The sequence below is a fragment of the Anaerolineales bacterium genome (genome assembly GCA_025808555.1).
Taxonomy (GTDB): Bacteria; Chloroflexota; Anaerolineae; order Anaerolineales; family UBA11579; genus JAMCZK01.
On sequence record CP075526.1, the window covers coordinates 902,600 to 927,281 of the forward strand.

A 24,682-nucleotide genomic window follows, 5' to 3' on the forward strand; every position below is an offset into this window, starting at 1 on the left:
GGCCTAGGCCCAATTCTCCAGTGTGAATTTGATGGTGCCGAGGAAATAATCAGCCACCGCTCCGTCAAGGATGCGATGGTCGAAGGTGAGGGTGATGTAGGCCATGGGGCGGATGGCGATGGCGTCGTTGATGACCACGGCGCGCTTCTGAATGGCCCCGGTGCCGATGATGGCGCATTGCGGCTGATTGATGATAGGCGTGGCGAACAGCGAGCCGCTGGTGCCGTGATTGGTGAGCGTGATCGTGCCGCCCTGCACTTCATCGGTCTTGAGCTGCTTGCCGCGGGCGCGGCCCGAAAGGTCGTTGACGGCGCGGGCCATATCCAGCAGGGTCATGCTGCCGGCGTTCTTGACCACCGGCACGATCAGGCCGTCCGGCTCCAGCGCGGTGGCGACGCCAATGTTGACAGCGCTGTGCACCGCTACGCCCTCGTCGCTCCACGAAGAGTTGACGATGGGATAGGCGTTGCAGGCCGCCACAATGGCATTGACGAAATAAGCCGTGAAGGTGAGATTGACACTCTGTTGGGCAAAGGCGGCTTTGTTGGCGGCGCGGTGGCGGCTGATCGCGCTCATGTCGACTTCCATGACAGTGGTGACATGCGGCGAAGTGTGCTTGCTGCGCACCATGTGCTCGGCAATGGCGCGGCGCACCGGGTTGAGCTTCATCACCGTGCCGGGGATGGCCTCGGGGAACGCGGGTGGAAATTGCGGCTTCGCCGCGGCAGTTTGTTGCGCCGAAGGCGCGGCAAACTGCACTGGTATGTGGCCATTGGCCAACGCAGCTTCTACGTCGGCCTTGGTCACGCGGCCGCCTTCACCCGTGCCGCGGATGCGGCTAACGTCAATATTGTGCTCAGCGGCCAGCTTGCGCACCACTGGCGAGAGGAAGGTAGCCATGTTGTGCCCGTCAAACGTGGGCAGCGATACCGGGCCGCTGGCGGCAGGCGGCTGGCCGCCGGGCGCAAAGCGGGCGGTACCCGACTGGGCCGCAGCCAGCACATCTTCCTTGGTAATGCGGCCGCCGGGGCCGCTGCCCTGCACTGCCGCCAGGTTGACGCCGTGCTCGGCGGCCACTTTGGCCGCCAGGGCCGATACCGGGCCACCTGCGGTGGCCGGTGCGGGCTGGTGGGCTACAGGTGCGGGTTGTAGTTGTGGTTGTAGTGGCGCCGGGGTGGGCTTCACTACACCTTGACTTGGCACAGGCGTGGGTTGTGCAGCCGCCGGAACGGGCTGCAAGGCGGCCGGCACGGGCTGCGCCGCTGCCGGCTTGGGCGCCGCGGCCGCGGGAGCGCCGCCATCTTCCTCCGGCACGCTTTCGCCGGGTTCGCCGATCCACACCAGGATGGCGTTCACAGGCACGACCGCGCCTTCAGCCTGCAATATCTTGAGGATCGTGCCGCTGGCGGGGCTGGGGATCTCGGTATCCACCTTATCGGTGTTGACCTCGACCAACGGGTCATATTCCTTGACCTGCTCGCCTTCTTTTTTGATCCATTTGGTGACGGTGGCGTCAGTGACGCCCTCGCCCATCTGCGGGAGGGTGACTTTCACAGCCATAGGGTTAATTCTAACTGAGGAACATGGCGGCCTGCTGCACAATCGCTTGACAACCGGACAACTATAATCAGCGCCATGAAGTACCAGTTCTTCAACGACTACTCCGAAGGCGCTCACCCCAAGATCCTGGAACGCCTGGCCGCCAGCAACCTGCAGCAAATGACCGGCTATGGCGAAGACGCGCTTTCGCTGCAGGCACAGACTATGATCCAGGAGGCGATCGGCAATCCGAAAGCGGCGGTGCACTTTGTCTCTGGGGGCACGCAGGCGAATTTGCTGTGCCTGGCCTCCATGCTGCGGCCATATGAATCCGTGATCGCGCCAAACAGCGGGCACATCAATGTGCACGAGGCCGGGGCGGTGGAAGCCACCGGCCACAAGATCGAGACCATCGCCAGCCAGGATGGTAAGCTGCACCCGCAGGCGCTACACCAGCTACTCGGCGCCCCGCGCGACGAGCATGTAACCAAACCCAAGGTGGTGTTCATATCACACGCCAGCGAAGTGGGCACGATCTATTCCAAAACTGAGCTGGAAGCCTTGCGAGCCTTCTGTTTGCAGCACGGCCTGTACTTGTATCTGGACGGCGCGCGCATCGGCTCGGCGCTGACCGCCAAAGACAGCGACCTGAGCCTGGCTGATATTGCCGCGCTGACCGATATGCTCTACATCGGCGGCACCAAGAACGGGGCTCTGCTGGGCGAGGCGATCATCATTACCAATCCGGCCCTGCAGCCCGAATTTCGCTGGCACATCAAACAGCGCGGCGCGCTGCTTGCCAAGGGCCGCGTGGTCGGCGCCCAATTCCTGGAGCTGTTCGCCGACGAGTTGTATTTTGAGTTGGCCCAGCACGCCAACCGCATGGCTGAGCAGCTGGCCGATGGGCTGCAGGAATTAGGTTTCGCTTTTCTGACGCCGCCACAGACCAACCAGATCTTCCCGATCCTGCCGGATGAGTTGATCGCACAGTTGCAGCAAGAGTACGGCTTCTATGTGTGGGCGCCAGCGAGCGAGGGCATGTCGGCGATACGCCTGGTGACCTCATGGGCGACCGAGGAACAGGCCGTGCAGGAATTTTTAGAGGATGCGCGCGGGTTGGCCTAGTAAAGGTGTGCATCCCGCGCGCAGCGAGGGATTCTTATTGGTATGTCTCACAAATACGCGCTGCATAGAAGATACGCTCATAAGGATCCTTCGCTGGCGCGGCTTCGGCGTCCAGATGGCTATCTCACTACCCGCTCAGGATGACACAGTGACCAAAAACAGCGCAGCCAATGGCTGCGCTGTTTGAAATCGATGTGCACTTTCTGACAACTAGTCGTCTAAATTCTCGAACACGATCTCGACCACATCGCGCACGCGCATCTGTGGTGCATCGGTCTTGGCGGCGTCCGAGAGCATGATCATGCAGTAGGGGCAGCCTACTGCCAGCGTGTCGGCGCCCACTTCCTGCGCCTGGCGAATACGCTCGCTGTTCACGCGGGTGGTGCCGTGCTCTTCTTCCTTCCACATCTGGGCGCCGCCGGCGCCGCAGCAGAAGGATTGTTTCTTGGTCTTGGCCATCTCTACAAGATCGGCGTTGACCGCGTTGAGCACATTGCGCGGCTCAATGACCACATCGTTCTGACGCCCCAGATAGCACGGGTCGTGCATAGCGGTTTGAGTATCCGGCCCGGCTTTCACCCTCAGGCGGCCGCCGTTGATCAGCTCATCAATATAGCTGGTGTGGTGCACCACTTCGTAGTGGCCGCCAAACTGGCCGTATTCGTTCTTCAGGGTGTGCATGCAATGCGGGCAGGTGGTCAGGATGCGCTTGGGGGCAACTTCGTTGAGCATCTCCACGTTAGCGGTGGCAAGCTCATTGAACAGGAACTCATTGCCAGCACGGCGAGCCGAGTCGCCTGTGCACTGCTCGTTCTGGCCCAGCACGGCGAAGTTCACATTGGCGGCGTGCAGCACCTTGGCCAGGGCCTTGGCCGTCTCCTGGGCGCGCGGGTCAGTTGCCGGGGCACAGCCGACCCACCATAAAACCTCGGGGTCAGGGTTCTGTTCCACCGTCTGCACGTTCAGTCCCTCAGCCCACTTCATGCGCTCGGTGGGCGGCACATTCCACGGGTTCATGCTGCGTTCCATGCCGCGAAAGGCAGTCTGCCATTGGGCAGGCGCCTTGTCTTCCATCAGCACCATCGAGCGGCGGATGTCCATAATGTCGCGCATCGGGTCGTTGCCCACGGGGCAAATGTCCGTGCAGGCGCCGCAGGCCGTGCAGGCCAGCACGGCTTCTTCGGTGATGGCAAATTCGAGCAGGGTTTGGCTGCTGGCTTCGCCGGCCGCCAGGCGGCCGCCCTCTTGATTGAGGAAATAGCGCTTGTTAATTTCCAGCGCAGCCGGGGAGAGCACTTTGCCGGTGTTGTAGGCCGGGCAGGCGTCCTGACAGCGATTGCACATGATGCAGGCATAGCCATCCAGAATTTGATGCCAGGCGAAATCTTCTACCCGCGTGGCGCCAAACTGCTCGATGGTGTTGTCGTCAAAGTTCAGCCTATCCAGCGCACCCGGGGCTGGGCGCTCAGGGCGCAGCAGAAAGTTGAGCGGCGCCATGAAGATATGGATGTGCTTGGAATACAGGAAGTACGGGAAGAAGGCCATGATGAGGCCAATGGCGAGCCAGAAACCGACATGCTCGCCAACGGTTTGAGCGGCAGGCGACAGCCCGGCCCACAGCTGGGCCGCAGCCGAAGACAGCGGCTGCCACGGGTCGGCCCCATGCAGGGCCAGCTTGAAGCTGTTGCCCAGGAACCGGCCGCCCAGATGGAAGACGATGAACAGGCCCACGATGAGCGAGTCGCGGCGGATGCCGGCACGCGCCTTGGGGTGCAGCAGGGTGCTTTCACGCGTGGTCAGCTCGCGCGGGCGCAGCACGAAGCGGCGCGCCAGCAAGGCCAGCATGCCACTGATGCCGGCCACGGTCAGCAGGTCGGCCAGCAGGCGATACACATTGCCGATCACGCCCTGCCCCAGGAACACAAAGTTGGGGATCAACGCCTCGAGCACATCGCCGATATTGACCAGCAGATAGAACATGAAGGCCCACACCACCATGGCGTGCAGCACGCTCACCAGCAGGCGCTTGCGCCAGGTAGGGGTGAGCGCCACGGCTTTGACGCCAGTGGGCAGCAACCGCTTGGGGATGAGCGACCAATCCGGCTTGCCATGCCCGCGCCCGATGATGCGCACCACGCGCAAGGCCACTTGCAGGGCGGCGTAGCCGCTGGCTGCGGCGGCAATGAAGAATATGATCTTTTCAGGGAGTGTCAGCATGAGACAAAAATTCTAGCATAGGAGCAAACCAGCGGTCAGCGCTGGCATGTATTCCAACTGTGCGGATTCTGCTCATCCTGAAAAGCTCGAACAGAAAGGATCATGGTGGTCATCGCCTTAACGGATTCCTCCTCGCGGCTACGCCGCTCGTTCGGAATGACAACGGTGCAATGGAGTCATCGCATATAAAAAGGCCAGGCAAAATTGCCTGGCCTTTTATTCACGACTATGCCCCACCCTCGCTGTATTGGAACTCTTCGTCGGTCGGGGTGCGGCCAGACGGGTCATGCACATACACCCAATCGCCCACATTGGCCCATTCATAGACCCAGCGGGCATCGCCAATCGCCAGGTTCACGCAACCGTGCGAGCCTTGATAGCCGAAGAACTGCTTCTGGCGCCAGTAGGCGCCGTGGATCGCACGCGCCTGGTCGTAATACATCGTCCAAGGCACATCCGCCAGGTAGTAATAGCCACCCGTGCCACCGGAGAAATCTCCGCTCATGGCCGTGGTGTCGTGCTTCTCGTAAATCTGGAACAAGCCTGGCCGCGTCCACAAATTATCCAGGCCGGTGGCGATCAGTGTGGCGAAGACAAGCTGGTTGTTCTCATAGACCGACAGGGACTGCTGCTCCAGGTTGATCTCGATCCAGCGTCCACCCTCCACCCCCTCGGGCGCTTCTGTCATCGGGTGCACCAAGCGCATCTGCAACGAATTCAGCCACTGGTCCGGCCCCACCAGATACCACTGCAGATCGGCAACCTGTTGGATATCGAAGACTTCGATGACGCTGTAAGCCGCCAGGGTGCCAGGCGAACGCGGCGCCTGCAGGCTGGGGCTGCTGTACGTGGGGAACGGTGCCATTTCGCCAGCGGAGTGCTCCAGCACCCAGCCGAACGGCCGCGCGGGAGTGGTGTCAAACAACATGCCCATACCAAAGCGGCGCACTTCCACCGGGGAGAGATCGCTGCGTTTCATCCAACCCAGGTTGGTCAGGTAATAGCTGGTGCCGTCCACCTGCTGGAAGCCGGTATAGGTCACGTAATGGGGGCTTGTACCGAATTTGATGTAGGAGCGCGGGTTGGTGTACGCCACCGCATCTTCCAGCGTGGCAAACACCGGGCGCTGGATGATGCCGGTGCTGTCAGAGGTATTGACGATGGCGTAGCTGATCGGCAGTTCGGCCATGGCCGGGTCGATCAGCTGCGCGTCCAGCGGGCGAAGTGGCAGGGACATGCCGATCTCAGACAGACGCTGGAAGTAACCGTACGAGCCCAGCGGCTGGCAGTCAGTCGCCGTGCCGAAGGCGGGCGGCAGGCACAGCGGGTCACCGGCCGCCGGCGTGGGCGCCGGGGCGGCCAGGGCCGGGGTGGGAACAGTGGTCAGAACGAAAGCGAGCAGGAGGGCGGCGTGCAGTGTGCGCATATGATCAAAATTATAGCGGCGGCGGCTTTTGGCTGGCTTAAGGGATCATGGGTTTTCAGCGGCGATCTGGATCCGCGTCAGGCTCCATAGGGCCAGCAGGTTGAAGGCGATCGCCGCCCCGGTATTGAAGCCGAATCCCTGCGCAAACAGCACTGGGGTCACCAGACTGGCCAGCGCACGCCCTATCGAAGCAAAGGTGACGAAACCTGACATCATCGTGGCCCGCGCCGCGGGCAGCACTTCGGTCATCAGCGGGATGCTGCTCACAATGATGAACTCAAAGCTCACATAGAAGAAAAATAGCGTAATGAGCGCGCCGGCGTAGCTGCCGCCGAAGATGGGCATGGCCACACACGCGGCGCAGTTGACCAACAGGCCGATGACAATGGCGCGGCGCTTGCCGAGGCGGTCGGTCACCAGCGCCACCAGCCCCTCGCCGCTCAGCTCGGCGATTCCGAGCACGGCTGCGGCGGCGCCGAGGGCGGCCAATTGCAAGCCAAAGCTCATCTCCAGCCATGCGCCAAAGGTCAGCGCCACCAGCTCATTGGCGGTACAGGTGAACAAGGTGAGCAACAGCACCATGCGCGCCGACTGGGATCGCATAACCACTTTGAAGTTGCCCAGGGTGCTGCTGGCAACCGCTGGCCGGGCGCCTTGGGCCTGCATCATCCACAGCACGGCAAAGATGCACAGCAGGACCATCACGCCCAGGAGCTGGAAGGGCGCCAGCCAGCCAAAGCGCCCAATGATCCACCCCATGACGGGCACACCGAGAATGAAAGCGCCCGACCAACTGAACTCGGTGACGGTGATGGCCGCGCTGCGCCGGGCATACGGCACGCGGTCACCAATGTAGGCTTGCAGCGACGGGTCAAAGGTGGCCTTGCCCATCAGCATCAGGATCATCGACAGGGTGAAGCCGCCGAAGGTAGGCCAAAAGCTGACCACGGCTACACCGAGAATGAACACGAACAGACCCAGCACAATGCCGGTGCGGCGGCCGCGGGTATCGCCAACCGTGGCGAGGAACGGTGCGGCGAATGCCGACACCAGCGAACGCAACCCAACCGCGCGCGTCAGCGTTTCCAGTGGCACATTGAGTGCATCACGGAAGACGGGCAGGAACGGATAGACCATGCGGAATGCCGTGCTGATCAGCATGCGCACAAAGGTCAGGAATACGAGCTGCACACGCAGCGAGTCTCTCATTGAGCTCATGGGGATCGCTTTAGCGGCCCAGCATCGGCATCTTGATGCCGTGCCGCTTGGCCGCGGCCAGCGCCTCGTCGTAGCCGGCATCGGCGTGGCGCACCACGCCCATGCCGGGGTCGCTGGTCAGCACGCGCTCCAGGCGGGCGGCCGCCTGCGGCGTGCCGTCCGCCACGATCACCTGGCCGGCGTGCTGGCTGTAGCCAATGCCCACGCCGCCGCCGTGATGGAAGGATACCCAGGTGGCGCCGTTGACGGCGTTGATCAGAGCGTTGAGGATGGGCCAGTCGCTGACCGCATCGGTGCCGTCTTTCATCGCCTCCGTCTCGCGATTGGGCGAGGCCACCGAGCCGGAATCGAGATGATCACGCCCGATAGCGATGGGCGCGCTCAGCTCGCCGCTGGCGACCATCTCGTTGAAGCGCAGGCCGGCCTTGGCGCGCTCGCCATAGCCCAGCCAGCAGATACGCGCCGGCAGACCCTGGAAGGGAATGCGCTCGCGCGCCATCACCAGCCAACGTTGCAAATGCTCATCCTGCGGGAAGAGTTGCTTGATGGCTTCGTCGGTCTTGTATATATCCTCAGGGTCGCCACTGAGGGCCACCCAGCGGAACGGGCCTTTGCCCTCACTGAACAGCGGGCGAATGTAGGCGGGCACGAACCCGGGAAAGTCGAAAGCGCTCTTGACGCCATATTCCAAAGCGCGCTGGCGCAGGTTGTTGCCGTAGTCGAAGACCTCGCTGCCCTTTTGCTGGAAGCCCAGCATGGCCTCCACGTGGGCGGCCATGCTGGCTTGCGAACGCCGCTCGAACTCGGCGGGGTCGCTGCTGCGCAGCGCCTCCGCCTCCGCCAGGTTCATGCCCGCCGGGATATAGGCAAGCAGGTCATGCGCGGGGGTCTGGTCGGTGACCACATCCGGCACGACGCCGCGCTGTAACAGCTCAGGGAATATTTCAGCCGCATTGCCGATGAGCCCGATCGAGCGCGGCTGGCCCTTGGCGACATAGTCCTCAACCAAGGTCATGGCTTCTTCGAGCGTATCGACCACATCGTCCACATAGCCGATCTCGTGGCGGCGTTTGGCCCGCGCCGGGTCCACCTCCACCACCAGGCCGACGCCTTCGTTCATGGTGACAGCCAGCGGCTGGGCGCCGCCCATGCCGCCCAAGCCGGCGGTGAGCACGAACTTGCCCTTCAGCGAGCCCCAGCCGCGCTGGCGGGCCAGCGCACCCAGGGTCTCATAGGTGCCCTGCAAGATGCCCTGCGTGCCGATGTAGATCCACGAGCCGGCGGTCATCTGACCGTACATCATCAAGCCTTTGGCAGCCAGCTCATCAAAGTGATGCTGAGTGGCCCAATACGGGACGAGATTGGAATTGGCGATCAGCACGCGGGGCGCATCGGTGTGCGAGCGAAACACGGCGACCGGCTTGCCAGACTGGACCAGCAGGGTCTCATCCGGCTCCAGGGTGCGCAGCGTCTCCAAAATAGCGTCAAACGATTCCCAGTTGCGGGCGGCCTGGCCGCGGCCGCCGTAGACCACCAGGTTCTCAGGGTATTCGGCGACTTCAGGGTCCAGGTTGTTGTGCAGCATGCGGTAGACGGCTTCAATCTGCCAGTTCTTGCAGGTGAGCTGGGTGCCGCGCGGGGAGCGAATGACTCGGGCTGAGGTCATGCCATTTCCTTACTGTGGGATATTGTCAGTTTACTACGCTCGGCAAAGGCAGCCGAGCGTTTGGAGTTTTACGCAAACTCTATCGAATATCCGTTGTTTGTTTGCGGATAACTTTTAATAATCATCATCTTGTTTCGAGGCCCCGACCCCAAGTTAAAACATTTGCCCCTGTTTTTGGCGAGCACTTAGCCTGCGCTTACGGGAAATGTATTTAATGTATTAATTGTTTTAATAGTTTTAACCTCGTTCCACTGGTCCTACAGGACATAGGCAGAAAGCAAAAGCTCAGATTGCTACGCCGCTCAACGGCTACGCCGCTCAACGGCTACGCCGCTCAACGGCTACGCCGTTTCACGTCCTCGCAATGACAGAGCGAATTGCCAAGTCAGGGTTCGATGTAAGCAGGATGCTCGGTCGGCCAGGAGGTTATAGCAGCGAATGGGAGTTGTTGGGTGAATTGGGTGGACATGTCAAGGAAGGCGGAGGGGAGCGCACCAAACCTGGCAATCGCTACAGGACACAGGTAGGAAAGCAAAGCTCAGATTGCTACGCCGCTCAACGGCTGCACCGTTTCACGTCCTCGCAATGACAGAAGTGCATTGCCACGTCAGGGTGCTACGGTAAGCAGGATGCTGGGGTCGGCCAGGCGGAACTCGTCGCCGGTGCGCCAGCGCATGTACTCGGCCTTCTCGTCCTCGGTGGCGGTGGTGGTGTAGTAGGCCATCGCGCCCAGCTGCAGCCCGGCCGCGCCGACCCGCGTCTCGAAGTGCAAATGCGGGTCGCTTACAAAGAAGCGGTCACCCGAATCGCCCACATGGCCCAGCAACTGGGCGCAGACCAGCCCATCGCCGGCTGCGAACGGCGCGGGTTGCTGCAAATGGGCATACAGCAAATACAGCGAGTGATTCGCTTGCATGCCGTAGAGTTCGGCGACACCCGCTGGCAACTGCTCGAACGGCGTCTCGCTCACGAGGTAGTGGCCATACACCGCGTTGTAGCCCACACCGGCTACATAGCCATCCAACACGGATTGCACCGGCGTGCCATTGATATGCCCGCCGGTGGGGCCGCCGCTGTAATAGGCAAAATCCAAGCCATGATGCCCGGTTTCCTTGTTGGCGCCGGCCGGCGGGATGAAGGGCTGGGTCATGTACAGGCTCATCAAGGTGGCTATGTCATGCCCGGCCAGCGGCGTGCAGATGGCGCTGCGCGGGGTGGCCGTTGCGGTGGGCGTCTCGCTGGGCACCGGGCTGGGGGTCACCGTAGGCGCCAGAGTGGCGCTGGGCAGCGCAGTCGCCGTAGCGGGCGGGGGCGGGGCGCTGCAGGCGGCCAGCCAGAGCACAAATACGGCGCTCACGAGGTAGCATTGCGGCTTCACAAACACGATTGTAACGTTAGGGCACAAACAGCTGCCCGCGCGGCGCGGGTGTTATTATTCACCCTGCAACTTTTTTGGAGGCACCTGAATGCGAAAGATCACTGTCATTGGCGTAGGCTACGTAGGCTTGGTCACCGCCGCCTGCTTTAGCGACCTGGGCAACCAGGTGATCGCCCTGGACGTGGACGAGAACCGCGTGGCCGGGCTGAAGCGCGGCGAAATGCCGATCTACGAGCCTGGGCTGGAAGAGCTGGTCAAGCGCAATGTGGCCGCTGGCCGCCTCAGCTTCACCACCTCGTACCAAGACGCCCTGAAAGACAGCGAATTCGTGTTCATCTGCGTGGGCACGCCCTCCGGTTCGGACGGCGAGGCTGACCTCAAGTACGTGGCCGCCGCCGCCCGCAGCATCGCCCAGAACATGGCCGCCCCGGTCATCGTCATCAACAAGTCCACCGTGCCGGTCGGCACGGGGGACTGGGTGGCCGAGATCGTGCGCGAGGCACAGCCCACCCCGATCGACTTCTGGGTAGTGTCCTGCCCCGAATTCCTGCGTGAGGGCGTGGCCATCGCCGACTTTATGAACCCGCACCGCACGGTGCTGGGCTCCACCAGCCGCGAAGCGGCCGACAAGGTGGCCCAGCTGCACCTCACCCTGCGTGCCCCGATCGTGATCACCGACCTACGCACAGCCGAGATGATCAAGTACGCCTCCAATGCCTTCCTGGCCACCAAGATCTCCTTCATTAACGAGATCGCCGACATTTGCGAGCGCCTCGGCGCCGACGTCAAAGAAGTCGCGGCCGGGATGGGCTTCGACACCCGCATCGGCAAGCAGTTCCTCGAAGCCGGGCTTGGATACGGCGGCTCGTGCTTCCCCAAAGACGTCAAGGCCCTGGCCTTTATGGGCGATGAGATGGGCGTGGACACGCGCATCCTCAACTCTGTAATGGAGGTCAACTCCGCCCGCCGCAACGCCATCGTCCAAAAGCTGGATGAGATGCTGGGCGGCCTGCAGGGTAAGACGATCGGCCTGCTGGGCCTGGCCTTCAAAGCCAACACGGACGACATGCGTGACGCGCCCTCGATCGACATTGCGGCCACGCTGCAAGCGGCCGGCGCCAAGGTGCGCGGCTACGACCCCGTGGCCATGGACGTGGCCCGCGGCGTGATGCCCGGCGTGGAGATGGTGAAGGATGCCTATGCCCTGGCGGACGGCGTGGACGCGGTGCTGGTGGCGACCGAATGGAACGAATTCAAGAATCTGGACCTGGCCCGCGTGCGTGACAGCATGAAGCAGCCCGTGCTGCTGGATGGCCGCAACATCTACCAGCCTGAGATCATGCGCAACCTGGGCTTCACTTATTACGGTGTGGGCCGCGGCAACGCCGAAGGCGCCAAGACCCGTATCAAAGCTCACATCAATGGCAACTGACACACAGCAGCGCCCCCCGGTTTGCGATTACGAAGGCTCTGACTACCAAACCCGCTTCTGGGAGCAGGGCGGCCGCGCCTATGAAGACGGCGCCGAGCAGATTGCCCTGCGCCGCCTGCTGCCCAGGCACGGCAAGCTGATGCTGGAGGTGGGCGCCGGCGCCGGCCGCAACACGCCGCGCTACGCCGGCTACGAGCGCATCGTGGTGATGGATTACTCCTCCACCCAACTCGAACAGGCCCAGCAGTATCTGGGCGCAAACGAGCGGTATATCTATGTAGCCGCCGATGTTTACAAGCTGCCTTTTGTGGATGGCCTATTTGACGGCGCCACCATGATCCGCGTGCTGCACCACATGGCGGATGCGCCGGCCGCGCTGGCGCAGATCCGCAACACTTTGCAGCCCGGGGCCAGTTTCATCCTCGAATACGCCAACAAGCGCAACCTCAAAGCGATCGTGCGTTGGCTGTTGGGCAGGCAAAAATGGAACCCGTTCAGCCAGGAGCCGGTGGAATATATTGAGCTGAACTTTGATTTTCATCCGGCGGCGATCAACCGCTGGCTGGGCGAGCTGGGCTTCCGGATCGAGCGCCAGCTGGCTGTCTCACACTTCCGCCTCGGCTGGCTCAAGCGCAACATCCCCACCAAGCTGCTCGTGGCGCTGGACGGGCTGTTTCAGCCGCTGGGCGCGTTCTGGAAGTTCACGCCCAGCATTTTCTTGCGCGCCCGCAGCGCACACAGCGGGCAGGCCGCGACCGCGGGCAGCTTCTTCAAGTGCCCGGAGTGCGGCGCGGCGTTGGGCGCGCCGACATCGGCCGTGCTGCAATGCAGCTGCGGCCGCCGTTGGGGCCAGGCCAACGGCATCTGGAATTTCAAGCAGCCGTTGAGTTAAAACATAGCGGGCGGGTCTAAGACCCGCCCGCATTTTTGTTAATACGTTCGATGCGGCAGCGCGCTACTGGCCGCTGTTGCCCAACTCAAAATCGATCACGGTCTGGAACGCATCGATCGGGTAGGCGCCTACCATGGCGATCCCGTTGATGAAGAAGGTCGGCGTGGAGGAAACACCCAATTGCTGGCCCAGCGCGTAATCACGCTCTACAGACTCAGCATAGCGGCCTTCGTCCAGGCAGGCCAGCAGCGCATCCGTATCCAGGCCAAGCTGGTCGGCATACCCGGCATACGCCTCGCGCCCCAGCCCCAGCGCGCCGCCGAACAGCAGGTCGTGATATTCCCAGAACATCCCCTGCTCCTGGGCGCACTCCGCCGCCTGGGCAGCCGCGTCGGCATCCGGGTGGATGGAGCGCAGCGGATAGTTCTTGAACACAAAGCGCACCTGCTCGCCGTATTGCTCCAGGATCAACGGATAGGTCTGCTCAAAGTGGCGCACGCAGTACGGGCACTGGAAATCGGCAAATTCCACGATGGTGATGGGCGCATCCGCCGGGCCAAATACGGGGTCATTGTCGTCAATGGTGATCTCATAGCGCTGAATGTCTGCCAGATTGTTGCCAGGATTGGGCTGACTTTGGGTTTGCGTCAGCGCCCCGGTTGGGGCAGGGTTGTTGGCTGTCGCCACCGGGCCGCGCCCCCACAGCACAAAGCCCACCGCCAGGCCCAACACAAAAGTCAGCGGGGCTACTAGCGCCCAAAAGTGGCTGCGCTTGATCTCGAAGCGCAAAATATCATCGCCAGATCTGCGCTCGGTCGGAGACTGTGGGATCTTCCTGCTTGTAGCTGCCTGCTTGCGGGGTCGTTGGGTGGTTGCCATGCGGGCATTATATCGCCGCGCCGCAAGCTAGCAGTCAAGGCTCGCGTAGTGCTTGGCGATAACCATCAGCCTGCCCTCGTATAATGCCGCCATGGTCCCAGACGCGCCCCCGTTGGATCTGCGCACGCCGTACCTCAATGCGGCCGGCAGCCTGGGTTTTGTGCCCAGGGAGCCCCCCCTGCCAGACAGCTTGCCCATTGGCGCCTTCATTACCAACCCCATCAGCCTGCAAGCCCGCCGCGCAAGCCAGGGCCAGCGTATGCTGCCCTTCGCTGGCGGCGTGTTGCTGCATACCGGTTTGCCCAACCCCGGCCTGCGTTCCTGCGTGCGTGAATACGGCATGGCCTGGGCACATGCCGAACTGCCCATCATTTTGAACCTGCTAGTAGACGAGCCCAGCGCGCTGCGCAAAGTGATGCCCAACATTGAGGCGCTGGACAATATCTTGGCAGTCGAGCTCAACATCCCGGCGGATGCGAGCCCGCAGCTGGCCTCCGATCTGTGCGCCGCGGCGGCGGGCAAGCTGCCGGTCATCGCCCAGCTCTGCCTGCCGCGTGCCGAGGAGCTGGCGCATCGCTGTCTGGCGGCGGGAGCCAGCGCGGTCAGCCTCGGCCCGCCGCGCGGCAGTCTGCCCGGAGAGGGTGGAGGGCTGCTCAACGGGCGGCTGTATGGCCCAGCACTGTTCCCACAGGCGCTGGCTGCCACGCAGACGCTTGCCCGCGCCGGCGTGCCGGTCATCGCCGCCGGCGGCATCATGGGCGAAGCCGAAGCCAGCGCCGCCCTGGCGGCAGGGGCGATGGCGGTTCAGTTTGATGTGGGGTTATGGAAGTAAGCAGAGAAGGAAGCGCGGGCTACTTCTCCAGCCAGATCGTTACCGGCCCATCATTGTGAATGTCCACCTGCATCTCGGCCCCAAAGCGGCCGGTCTGCACCGCCACACCCTGGGCGGCCAGTAAGGCGACAAAGCGCTCGACCAGCGGCTCGGCCTGTTGCGGCGGGGCCGCATTCACGAAGGATGGCCGCCGGCCGCGCTCTGTGTCGGCGTATAGCGTGAACTGCGAGACTACTATCGCCGCGCCGCCCACCTTCAGCAGCGACAGGTTCATCTTGCCCTCAGCGTCTTCAAAAATACGCAGGTTGGCGATCTTCTCGGCCAGGTACTGTGCCTGAGCCTCGCCGTCCTGCGGGCCAACGCCCAGCAGGATCACCAGACCGCGTTGAATGCGGGCGATCTCCTGCCCATCCACACTCACCGCGCCGGCGCGCACGCGTTGCACCAAAGCTCGCATGCGGGCAGTATAACCATAGCCGCTGGGGGTGCGTATAATCGCACAATGCCGCTCGTGCCGCCCGCCCCCTATCTTTCTCTGATCATTCCCGCCTATAACGAAGAGCAACGCCTCCCCGCCAGCCTGGGCAGCGTGTTTGAGTTTGTGAGCCAGCAAGACTTCACCTGGGAAGTGGTGGTGGTTGAGAACGGCAGCAGCGACAGCACGCTGCGCATTGCCCGGGAATTTGCGGATAAGCATCCCGGCTTCCATGTGTTGCAGGCCAATGGGCGCGGCAAGGGCCTGGCCGTACGCCAGGGCATGCTCTTCGCCCAGGGCGAGTGGCGCATGATGCTGGATGCGGACCTCTCCATGCCGGTCAACGAGATCCCGCGCTTTATCCCGCCGGCGATCCAGAACAGTGAGGTGATCATCGCCTCGCGTGAGGCGCCGGGCGCAGTGCGCTACAACGAACCCGAGGTGCGCCATATCGGCGGCCGCGTGATCAACGCCATGATCCGCCTGCTGGCGCTGCCGGGCCTGCACGATACCCAATGTGGCTTCAAATGCTTCAGCGCCCGCGCCGTGCAGGAGCTGTTCACCCACCAGACGATCGACGGCTGGTCATTTGACGTGGAGATCCTCTACCTGGCGCGCAAACGTGGTTACAAGATCACTGAATTGCCCATCCCCTGGTATTACAGCGACCAAAGCCACGTGCGCCCGGTGGCCGATACGCTGGCCATGCTGGCCGATATTCTGCGCATCCGCAGCAATGATCTGCTGGGGCATTATGCCTAGCGTGGCTGCACCGAAGGTTCGCAAAGCGGCCCAGCGCTGGCCCACCCTGCGCTATGAGCGCAGGCTGTGGCAGCAAGGCCTGCTGCACATCGCCGGGGCCGACGAAGCCGGCCGCGGCGCCCTGGCCGGGCCGGTGTATGCCGCCGCGGTCATCCTGCCCAGCAGCATCGCTCGCCAGCTCAAAGGCGTGCGCGACTCCAAGCAGATGACCGCCGCCGAGCGCGAGGCGCTGGCGCCGCGCATTCGCGAACATGCTCTGGCCTGGGCGGTAGCCAGCGCCAGTGTGGAAGAGATCGAAGACATCAACATCCTGCAGGCCAGCCACCTCGCCACCCGCCGCGCCCTGGAGGCGCTCAAGGTGCCGCCGCAGCACCTGCTGCTGGATGCAGTGCGCCTCACCGCCGTAGACCTGCCGCAGACCCCACTGGTGGGCGGCGACGCCCGCTGCCTCAGCATCTCGGCCGCCTCTGTACTAGCCAAGACCGAACGTGACGCCGAGCTGTGTCGCCTGGACACCCTCTTCCCCCAATACGGCTTCGCCGAGCACAAAGGCTACGCCACCCCGGCCCACCGAGCCGCCATCGCCGCCCATGGCCCCTGCGTGCACCACCGCCGCAGCTTCGCCCCCATGCGCGCCGTATGAACAACGGACGTATAGCTCTTGCCAGCCTACTAGTCCTCCTGCTCGCCGCTTGCAACCTGCCCTATACCGGCTCGCCACCTCTCGGCAGCGAAGCTGCTGCCACCCAGCAAGCCGCCGCCGAAGCCACTCTCGTCCCTACCCCCACACTCGCCGCCCCGGAAACATTCACGCCCAGCCAATATCGTCTGGTCGCCACGCTCGACTTTGCCGCTCATTACCTAGCGGTCAGTCAGCGCATCAGCTACACGAACAACACCGACCAGGCGTTTGAGCTGGTGCCGCTGGTCGTGCCGATCTCAGACGAGCTGCTTAGCGTGAGCTCGATCGAGTTTGACCGCGGTCTGGAGTGGAGTGAACACATGACAAGCAACGGCGGCCAGATCGAGCTGCTGCTTGCCCGCCCACTGCTGCCCGGCGAGCAACTGCAGGTGGAGTTGGAGTTCGCCATCGCTGTGCCGGAGCGGCCAACCCTGCTGGGCTGGTCGGCCCGCCAGATGACCCTGATCGACTGGTATCCCTTCATCCCGCCCTACGCAGCTGACGCCGGCTGGATGATCAACGAACCCACTCAGCAAGGCGAATATCTGGTCTACGAGAGCGCCGACTTCGACGTCTCGATCTACACCGTCAACCCGCCCAGTCTGCTGCAGATCGCCGCGCCAGCCCCGGCGCGGCAGGAGGGCAGCGCGTATCACTACCAGTTACCCAACGCACGCCGCTTTGTGTGGGCGGCCAGCGGGCACTACCAGGCGGAGACCCTGCATGCCGGCGAGCAGCGCATTCCGGTGACCATCTACTACTTCGAGGAAGAGCGCGCCGCCGCCCAGGCGGCCCTGCGCACGGCAGTCTCTTCGCTGGAGCTGTACGAGACCCTGTTCGGCGCCTACCCGTACGAGAGCCTGGCCATCGTGGGGTGCATTTTCCCGGACGGGATGGAGTCGGACGGTATTTTCTTCCTCGACATGGGCTACTTCCGCCGCTACGATGGCACGCCGCGCAACCTGCTCACGATGCTGACCGCGCATGAAGTGGCGCACAACTGGTGGTTCGGCGCGGTGGGCAACGATGCCGGCAACGAACCCTGGCTGGACGAAGCGATGGCCACCTATGCTGAGCTGCTCTACTACGAGCAGGCCCACCCATCTGATCTGGACTGGTGGTGGGAGTTTCGGATCAACCAGTGGGGACCGGGCGGGGCCGTGGACAGCACCGCCTACGAGCTGCCCGGCTTCCGGCCTTATGTGAATGCGGTGTATCTGCGCGGGGCGCAGTTCCTACACGCGGTGCGCCAACAGGTGGGCGACCAGGCTTTCTATACGTTTTTGAAAGACTATTACGCGATGCATGACGGGCAGATTGCTACAGGTGCTGAATTTCTGAGGTTGCTAGAGCAATCTACCGGGCAAGATGTGAGCGAGTTGGTTATGGAGTATTTTGAATAGAGCGGGGGTAGATAAATGACCAAATCTGCAGTTGTTCGTGCAGGGAGTAGGTTCTTAACCTAAGGCTTAACGGATTCCTCCTCGGCCTTCGGCCTCGTTCGGAATGACAAATAATCTTGCTACATACGTGGGCTACAAACGTCCGCTGCGAGGATCCCTCGCTATGCTCGGGATGCACGGACGTGATTGCCTTTGATTGCCCTGATTGCCTTCGACTATTCCTTCCACTCCAACTCATACTCGCCGATATAGACCGTATCTCCATCGCGGACGCCCTTCTCGCGCATGGCCACATCCACTTGCAGCTGGCGCAGAATGCGCTGGAAGCGGCGCACCGATTGGTCATGCTCCCAATAGGTCATGGCAGCGGCGCGCTCCAGCGCCGGGCCGCTCAGGCGCCAACCGTCGCCCTCGCGGCGGATGTCAAATTCGGTGGGGTCGGTCTCCGGGCGGTAGATGGGCAGTTCTTCGGCCAGAGGCTCCGGCAGGGTGCGCAACTCCTCTGCGGCGCGGCCCAGCAGGCGGCGCACGTCTTGCCCGCTCACGGCCGAAACCGCCAGCGGACTGCTGACGCCAAGCTTCTTCAAGCCAGACTGCAGTTCAGGCCAGCGCGCCTGCACATCGGGCAGGTCGATCTTGTTGACCGCCACCACCTGAGGCTTGGCAGCCAACTGCGTGTCGAAGAGAGCCAGCTCGCTGTTGATCTGGGTGAAATCAGCCAGCGGGTCTTCAGCCATGCCATCCAGCAGATGGATGAGCACACGGGTGCGCTGGATATGGCGCAAAAAGTCGTGACCTAAACCCTTGCCGGTGTGGGCGCCTTCGATCAAGCCGGGAATATCAGCCAAAACCAGACTGCTGTCCTCGTCCAGCGCGGCCACGCCTAGGTTCGGCTCCAGGGTAGTGAAGGCGTAATCGGCAATGCGCGGCTTGGCGTTGGTGAGGGCGGCCAACAGGGTGGATTTGCCGGCATTCGGCACGCCCACGATGCCCACATCTGCGATCAGCTTGAGCTCCAGGCGCAACATCTTCTCTTCGCCCGGGACGCCCTTCTCGGCGATGCGGGGGGCCTGATTGCGCGAGTTGGCGAAGTGCTGGTTGCCGCGGCCGCCGCGGCCGCCGCGGGCCGCCTCGTAGGTGTCGCCGTCCTTCACCAAATCAGCCAACAGATTGCCGGTTTTGGCGTCATATACCAGGGTGCCAGGCGGCACCTTTAGCACCAGATCCTGAGCGCCGCGGCCGCTGCGGTTGTTGGTGCCGCCTGGGCGGCCTTCATCGGCTTCGAACTTCTTTTGGCGGCGGAAGTTGTACAGGGTACGCATTGAGCTCTGTACCTGAAGCACCACAGAGCCGCCGCGGCCGCCATCTCCGCCGTCAGGGCCGCCACGCGGCATAAAACGCTCGCGGCGGAAGTGCATTATGCCGTCGCCACCCTTGCCTGAACTCACGCTGATCTCTACATGATCAATAAAATTTCCATCCATACGGTGCGAATGATACTCCGCCCAGCCAAAAAATCTGCTACAGACTTACAACCAATCCGCAATCCATGATGGACATACCTTGCACCCTGCTTGTACAAGCATTGTGGGCAATGGCACAATAAGCGCTTTAATGCTACAGTTCTGAGCGGGAGACACGAAAGCTATGGCAAAACAGATCCCAGACATTGTGATCGGCCGCCTGCCGGTATACCTGCGGGCGCTGCAGCAAATGCTGGCGGAAGGCCGCCAGGTGACCAGCTCGCAGGAGCTAGGCGAGCGCCTGGGCATCTCGGCCGCCCAGATCCGCAAAGATCTTTCGCAATTCGGCGAATTTGGCAAGCAAGGCACTGGATACAACATTGAGTACCTGGCCAACCAGGTGCGCGAGATCCTCAAGGTCAACAAGACCTGGGAGGTCGTGATCGTAGGCTCAGGCGATATTGGCCGGGCGCTTGCTGGCTACAGCGGGTTCAGCGAGCGCGGCTTCAAGATCCGCGACATTTTTGATAATTCGCCGGAGCGGATCGGCCAGAAGTACCAGGAATTTGTGATCAAAGACATCGCCACGCTAAAGAGCGAGGTGCAGGCGGCTGGCATCAAGATGGCCATGATCGCCGTGCCCGCCAGCGCCGCTCAACAGGTAGCCGATGTGCTGGTAGATGCGGGTATCCGCGCTATTTTGAGCTATGCGCCGGTGAATCTGAATGTGCCGGCCGGTGTGCGCGTGCAGAACATCGACCCCTCGATCCACCTGCAGCGCATGACCTATTATCTAGACTAACCCTGCAAGAAAACGAAGCGAATAATTGAATTATTCGCTTCGTTTTTTACCTCCAGTAACTATAATTAAGCTCATCATGCCCAAGATCAAGCACTTTGCCCTGGCCGGGGCTTTTTTCTTGTTGCTGGCTCTGCTATTCACCTATCCGCTGGTTCTTGATTTCACTGATTCCATCGTGGGCGGCACGCAAGGTGATGGCATTTACTTCGTTTGGCTGGTGCGCTGGTATCAAGGCTTCTTTTTGGGCGAGAACGCGCACATCTTCTTTAATCCAATGATGAACTACCCGCAGGGCTGGAATCTCTCCACCACCGATACCAGCCTGGCGGCGCTGCTGCCCAGTATTCCGTTCAGCATGGCGCTGGGGCCGGTAGCGGGCTTCAACATTGGCATGTGGCTTAGCTTTGTGTTTTCCGGCTTGGCCATATATGCATGGGTGTACCGCCATACTCGATCACACGCGGCCAGCCTGCTGGCTGGGACCATCTATGCCTTTTTCCCCAACCGAATTGCGCACTACACGGCGGGACACCTCAACCTTTCAGCCACGGCCTGGTTTCCGCTGTATTTCATGGGGCTTTATGAGGTGCTGCGAACGCGTCAGAAGTTCAACTGGCCCTGGATGACGCTGTGCGCGGTCTCTCTGGGACTGATCGCATTCACATCTATGTACTACCTGCTATTCACGCTGCTGATGACGCTTGCCTTCATTGGCGGCTACCTGCTTTTTGAAAACCGCGCCCAAGTGCGCGGCCTGCTCACCCAGCCAGGTAACTGGGTGCGGGTGGCAGCCACCGCGGCACTGAGCGCGCCATTCCTGTACCTGGCGCTGCGCCCATTCCTTTCGCTGGCGGGCCAAGGCGGCTTGGCCGACCGCAGCGTAGATTACATGAACGAATACGCGGCCGAGCTGACGGATTTTCTGGCGCCGGCCTCCAGCCACTTCCTGTGGGGCGGTTGGATCAGCGAGATCGTTGACCGCTCACAGTGGATCGAAGGCTCGCTGTACATTGGCGCGGTGACGCTGGCTTTGGTGGCGCTGGCCTTCATATGGAAGAAGGATCTGGCCAACAAACCGCTGTTGTACACCGCTGGGCTGGTCATGCTGGCAGCGCTGGTGATCGCCATGGGGCCACACTTGCACTGGGACCGCGAACCGGTGCTGGTCAGTGGTGAACGTGTGCCGCTGCCCGGATTGCTGCTCTACAACTATCTGCCCTTCTTTGCGAAGATGCGCGCCATTATGCGCATGGGAGTATTCACGTTGCTGTTTGCAGCCTTCGCGGCCGGCCTGGGCACCGATCTGCTGCTGCGACGGCTGAAGCCCCAATGGCGCACCTGGGCCGCGGCGGGCCTGATCGCGTTGGCCTTGTTCGATTTTTATCCTGGCACTTACTATGGCAGCATCAAGCCGGTGGAGGCGCGCCCGGTGGATCATTGGCTGGCAGAACAGCCCGGCATAGGAGCGGTAGTGCAGCTGCCCTTCGGCCGCTCGGCAGACCAGGAGCAGGTGTATTACGCACTGACGCACCAGAAACCCTTCACCGGCGGCTTCTTCAACGCCAACCAAACGCCGCAATTCGAGTACCTGGCGCCGATACTGGATCGTTTCCCAGACGAACACAGCGTAAACACGCTGCGCGAATATCAGGTTGAATACATCGTGATCGACCCGGCAGACTACACCGACTTTGACGCGCTACGGAACTCGCTCACCAGCCTGGGGCTTGTGCCACTTACCCAGCAGGGCGGCGTGTGGGTGTATACGTTCAGTGACTAGCATGGCCTTCTTGAAAGATCGCTTTTATTGGCTTTTGGCGGCAATCGGCCTGGCGGCTGCCTGGCTCACGCTGCGCCAGATGCACTGGGGGCCGTGGGCGTTCAGCGATTCGGCCGCCTACATTTCAGCGGCGCGCAATCTGGTGGCCGGCCACGGGTTGAGCGTGCTGGAGCCCAGCGGTAACTACGCCCCACTGACCTTGCACCAGCCGCTGTATCCGCTGCTCATGGCGGGCTTTCTGCTCGCCGGCGTTCATCCGTTCACATCCACAGTGGCGATCAATCTTGCCGGGGCGTTCGTAGCCGTGTTCGCCTTGAGCGCGGGCGCCTATGCCATCACGCGCAGCAAGGCGCTGGCCGTGCTGCTGGCTCTGGGCATGGCCAGCTTTCCGCCCATGATGGACAACCTGGGCGGAGCGATGAGCGAGCCGCTGTACCTGGCGCTGATGCTAGCCGGCTTTGTATGTTTGCAGATCTACATTGCACGCCAGCCACGCTGGGCGCTGTATGCCGCCGCGATCTGCGCCGGGCTGACGGTATTGACGCGCCTGGTGGGCGCGGCCAACGTAGTGGCCGGCGTCCTGGCGCTGCTGGTGCTGTTGCCCGGCAGCCTGGGAGCACGCGCCAGCAAGGCCGGGATCTTCCTCGGCATTGGAGTATTGCCCCTGGCGTGGCTGCTTGGCATGCCCTCGGTCGCTGGGCGCAGCTACGGCATGCCGGCCGACCTGACTGACAGCCTGACGAGCTTCTGGACTTCCCTGGTGAATGTGCTGGGCAGCTGGCTGCCATTGCGTGCGGTATGGGGTCTGCCCAGCCTGGCATCAAAAGCAGTGGCTGCTTTGATGGTGCTGCTGCTGCTGGGCGGCATCGCCGCAGCGGTGTGGCAGGCATGGCGCAATCGCCCGCCATCCGCCTGGGCCGGCCTGGCGGTGGCCACCAGCCTGCACGCGGCTGCTTTTGTGCTGGTGTGCCTGGCCGCCTACGTCTTCTCCAGCGTCACACCAGATATCAACGACCGGACTATGTTGCCGCTGTTCCCATGGCTGCTCGTGCTGATCGGCAGCGGGTTACTGGGCCTGCTGGCCAGCAAGCCCAAAGCCGCCAGTGGGCTGCTGGCGGCGCTGACGCTGGTGGGCCTGCTGGCCTGGCTTCCGGTGACCAACAAAATGGTGACTGAACGCCACGCAATGGGGCACGGCTATACGGCTACGTACTACCGCGGCTCGCCCCTGCTGCAAGCGGCGCGTGACCTGCCACAGGATGTGCCCTGGATATCCAACGAACCGGCCTTGTTCCTGCTGTATCTCAACAAGCAGCCCCATGACTTAAAGGTCATGTATCCGCTGATCCTGGCGGGCAACAACCCACCGCTTGGTGAAGGCGATACCCGCTTTGATGAAATGATGCGCGATGAAAATGCGATCCTGCTGTTCTACCCGCTGCAGGTAAAAGCCGCCCTGGGTGAAAGCGCCTTCCCGCACTTCGAAAACCTGCTGCGCGGGCTGCACCCGCTGTATGATGCAGCGGATGGCAGCATTTCCATCTACGACAAATAAAAAACCGGCCTGCAGGCCGCTTTTTTTGTTTCTGTTGGGATCAGCCCAAATAGCGGGCAAGGGTCTTATATTCGTCCAACGCGCGTTGGGCGCCGAGGGCGACGCAGTTCACCGGGTCATCCACCAGGTAGGCGGGCACGCCCAGCTTCTGGGTCATCAAGCGGTCCATGCCGCGCAGCAGCGCGCCACCGCCGCACAACGCCACACCGCGGTCAATGATGTCAGACGCCAATTCGGGCGGAGTCTTCTCCAGCACGCGGCGAATCATTTCGAACACTTCGTCCAGCGCCGGCTGCACGGCCTCGACGACTTCGGACGTAGTGACGGTGAGCGGGCGCGGCAGGCCGGTCACCTGATCCTGCCCTTGCAGCTCGATGCTCTGCTCTTCATCCTGCGGCACGGCGGCGCCGATGCGCAGCTTGACCATCTCGGCGGTGCGCTGGCCGATATGCAGGCCGTACTTGCGGCGTACATAGCTGGCGATGGCATCGTCCAGGTCCAGGCCGCCCTGGCGCAGGTTCTCGCCCGAGACCACATCATTCATGGCCAGCACGGCGGCTTGGGTGCAGCCGCCGCCGAGGCACACCACCATGTTGCCGGTGGGCGTGCCGACCGGCAGGTCAATGCCGAGGGCGGCCGCCAGCGGCTGGGAAATGAGGGCGGCCTCGCCGCTGGCGAGGGCGGCCTCATGCACGGCGCGGCGCTCTACGCTGGTGATGCCGTAGGGGTGGGTGATCATCATGCGCGGCTTGAACAGACGCACGGAGCCGCCGACGCGGCGCACGAGGGTCTCGAGCAACAGCTCGGTGAGTTCGTAATAAGCGACTACGCCCTTTTGCAAAGGACGCACGACTTCGAGCGTCTCGTCTGAGACGCGGCCAATCATGCCTAGGGCTTCTTCGCCCACGGCGACCATTTTTTGCTCCTGCAGGTCCACGGCAACCACCGTGGGCTCCTGCAAGGTGATCTCACCGCCCTGGACAATGCGAATGAACATTGTCCCGAGATCAATACCAAGTTCACGTGCTAAAACAGCCATAGGGTCTCATTAGTATGCCAGTGAGGCAATGGCAACCGCGCTCGTGTGAGGCAGGAGCCATAACGCATGCAGATAGATTGCCACGCCTGCCCTAGGGGCAGAGCTTGTACAGGCGCT

The 24,682-nt window shown here is 62.4% G+C and carries 20 protein-coding genes; 10 read left to right on the top strand and 10 right to left on the bottom strand.

Annotated elements, in window-relative coordinates; all coding sequences use genetic code 11:
• Positions 1-3 precede the first annotated feature (3 nt).
• Positions 4-1,560 carry a 2-oxo acid dehydrogenase subunit E2 gene (locus tag KIT08_04790; protein UYN90555.1) on the bottom strand — a complete coding sequence of 519 codons (1,557 nt, stop codon included), beginning with the start codon at positions 1,558-1,560 and terminating at the stop codon, positions 4-6.
• A gap of 75 nt (positions 1,561-1,635) precedes the next feature.
• Here KIT08_04790 and KIT08_04795 point away from each other — a divergent pair, with 75 nt between their 5' ends.
• Positions 1,636-2,664, top strand: a complete 1,029-nt coding sequence (locus KIT08_04795; GenBank protein ID UYN90556.1) for an aminotransferase class I/II-fold pyridoxal phosphate-dependent enzyme — start codon at positions 1,636-1,638, stop codon at positions 2,662-2,664.
• Positions 2,665-2,874: 210 nt separating this feature from the next.
• On the opposite strand, the gene KIT08_04800 is transcribed toward KIT08_04795, so the two are convergent.
• The 5 genes from KIT08_04800 to KIT08_04820 form a co-directional block, all read right to left on the bottom strand.
• Positions 2,875-4,881 (bottom strand): 4Fe-4S dicluster domain-containing protein, encoded by a 2,007-nt coding sequence (locus KIT08_04800; protein ID UYN90557.1) that lies wholly within the window; start codon positions 4,879-4,881, stop codon positions 2,875-2,877.
• 226 nt (positions 4,882-5,107) lie between these two features.
• Positions 5,108-6,307, bottom strand: a complete 1,200-nt coding sequence (locus KIT08_04805; protein UYN90558.1) for a L,D-transpeptidase — start codon at positions 6,305-6,307, stop codon at positions 5,108-5,110.
• Positions 6,308-6,352: 45 nt separating this feature from the next.
• A complete protein-coding gene (locus KIT08_04810; GenBank protein UYN90559.1) occupies positions 6,353-7,525 on the bottom strand; it encodes an MFS transporter in 1,173 nt (390 codons plus the stop codon).
• 10 nt (positions 7,526-7,535) lie between these two features.
• Complete coding sequence (gene hutU, locus KIT08_04815; GenBank protein UYN90560.1) at positions 7,536-9,191, bottom strand: urocanate hydratase; 1,656 nt, start codon at positions 9,189-9,191, stop codon at positions 7,536-7,538.
• 607 nt (positions 9,192-9,798) lie between these two features.
• Positions 9,799-10,569, bottom strand: coding sequence for a M23 family metallopeptidase (locus KIT08_04820; protein UYN90561.1), 771 nt, complete (start codon positions 10,567-10,569; stop codon positions 9,799-9,801).
• Between the two features lie 88 nt (positions 10,570-10,657).
• On the opposite strand from KIT08_04820, the gene KIT08_04825 reads away from it, so the two are divergent.
• The gene (locus tag KIT08_04825; protein ID UYN90562.1) at positions 10,658-12,001 is read left to right on the top strand and encodes a UDP-glucose/GDP-mannose dehydrogenase family protein; all 1,344 of its coding nucleotides are present in this window, start codon (positions 10,658-10,660) and stop codon (positions 11,999-12,001) included.
• Positions 11,991-12,893, top strand: a complete 903-nt coding sequence (locus tag KIT08_04830) for a class I SAM-dependent methyltransferase (GenBank protein ID UYN90563.1) — start codon at positions 11,991-11,993, stop codon at positions 12,891-12,893. Before KIT08_04825 ends, KIT08_04830 begins: the two co-directional genes overlap by 11 nt.
• Before the next feature lie 63 nt (positions 12,894-12,956).
• Here the strand turns inward: KIT08_04830 and KIT08_04835 are convergent, their stop codons facing one another.
• Positions 12,957-13,772 (bottom strand): DsbA family protein, encoded by an 816-nt coding sequence (locus KIT08_04835; protein UYN90564.1) that lies wholly within the window; start codon positions 13,770-13,772, stop codon positions 12,957-12,959.
• Positions 13,773-13,863: 91 nt separating this feature from the next.
• Here KIT08_04835 and KIT08_04840 point away from each other — a divergent pair, with 91 nt between their 5' ends.
• Positions 13,864-14,604 (top strand): hypothetical protein, encoded by a 741-nt coding sequence (locus KIT08_04840; protein ID UYN90565.1) that lies wholly within the window; start codon positions 13,864-13,866, stop codon positions 14,602-14,604.
• A gap of 19 nt (positions 14,605-14,623) precedes the next feature.
• Here the strand turns inward: KIT08_04840 and dtd are convergent, their stop codons facing one another.
• Positions 14,624-15,061: a D-tyrosyl-tRNA(Tyr) deacylase gene (gene dtd / locus KIT08_04845; protein ID UYN90566.1), complete on the bottom strand. Its 438-nt coding sequence runs from the start codon at positions 15,059-15,061 to the stop codon at positions 14,624-14,626.
• A gap of 45 nt (positions 15,062-15,106) precedes the next feature.
• Between dtd and KIT08_04850 the strand changes: the two genes are divergently transcribed.
• Genes KIT08_04850 through KIT08_04860 form a run of 3 tightly spaced genes read left to right on the top strand, consistent with a single transcriptional unit; the run spans position 15,107 to position 17,926 of the window.
• Complete coding sequence (locus KIT08_04850) at positions 15,107-15,841, top strand: glycosyltransferase family 2 protein (protein ID UYN90567.1); 735 nt, start codon at positions 15,107-15,109, stop codon at positions 15,839-15,841.
• Positions 15,834-16,484, top strand: coding sequence for a ribonuclease HII (locus KIT08_04855; GenBank protein ID UYN90568.1), 651 nt, complete (start codon positions 15,834-15,836; stop codon positions 16,482-16,484). Before KIT08_04850 ends, KIT08_04855 begins: the two co-directional genes overlap by 8 nt.
• Positions 16,481-17,926 (top strand): hypothetical protein, encoded by a 1,446-nt coding sequence (locus tag KIT08_04860; GenBank protein ID UYN90569.1) that lies wholly within the window; start codon positions 16,481-16,483, stop codon positions 17,924-17,926. The genes KIT08_04855 and KIT08_04860 overlap by 4 nt, the downstream gene beginning before the upstream one ends.
• Positions 17,927-18,141: 215 nt before the next feature.
• Here KIT08_04860 and obgE read toward each other — a convergent pair whose 3' ends face one another.
• Positions 18,142-19,410, bottom strand: coding sequence for a GTPase ObgE (gene obgE, locus KIT08_04865; GenBank protein ID UYN90570.1), 1,269 nt, complete (start codon positions 19,408-19,410; stop codon positions 18,142-18,144).
• A 163-nt stretch (positions 19,411-19,573) separates the two neighbouring features.
• On the opposite strand from obgE, the gene KIT08_04870 reads away from it, so the two are divergent.
• The 3 genes from KIT08_04870 (at position 19,574) to KIT08_04880 (ending at position 23,526) form a co-directional block, all read left to right on the top strand.
• Positions 19,574-20,191: a redox-sensing transcriptional repressor Rex gene (locus KIT08_04870; GenBank protein UYN90571.1), complete on the top strand. Its 618-nt coding sequence runs from the start codon at positions 19,574-19,576 to the stop codon at positions 20,189-20,191.
• Positions 20,192-20,267: 76 nt separating this feature from the next.
• On the top strand, positions 20,268-21,971 hold the full coding sequence (locus KIT08_04875) for a hypothetical protein (GenBank protein ID UYN90572.1): 1,704 nt from the start codon (positions 20,268-20,270) through the stop codon (positions 21,969-21,971).
• A 1-nt stretch (position 21,972) separates the two neighbouring features.
• A complete protein-coding gene (locus tag KIT08_04880) occupies positions 21,973-23,526 on the top strand; it encodes a hypothetical protein (GenBank protein ID UYN90573.1) in 1,554 nt (517 codons plus the stop codon).
• A 40-nt stretch (positions 23,527-23,566) separates the two neighbouring features.
• On the opposite strand, the gene KIT08_04885 is transcribed toward KIT08_04880, so the two are convergent.
• On the bottom strand, positions 23,567-24,565 hold the full coding sequence (locus KIT08_04885; GenBank protein UYN90574.1) for a rod shape-determining protein: 999 nt from the start codon (positions 24,563-24,565) through the stop codon (positions 23,567-23,569).
• Between the last annotated feature and the right edge of the window lie 117 nt (positions 24,566-24,682).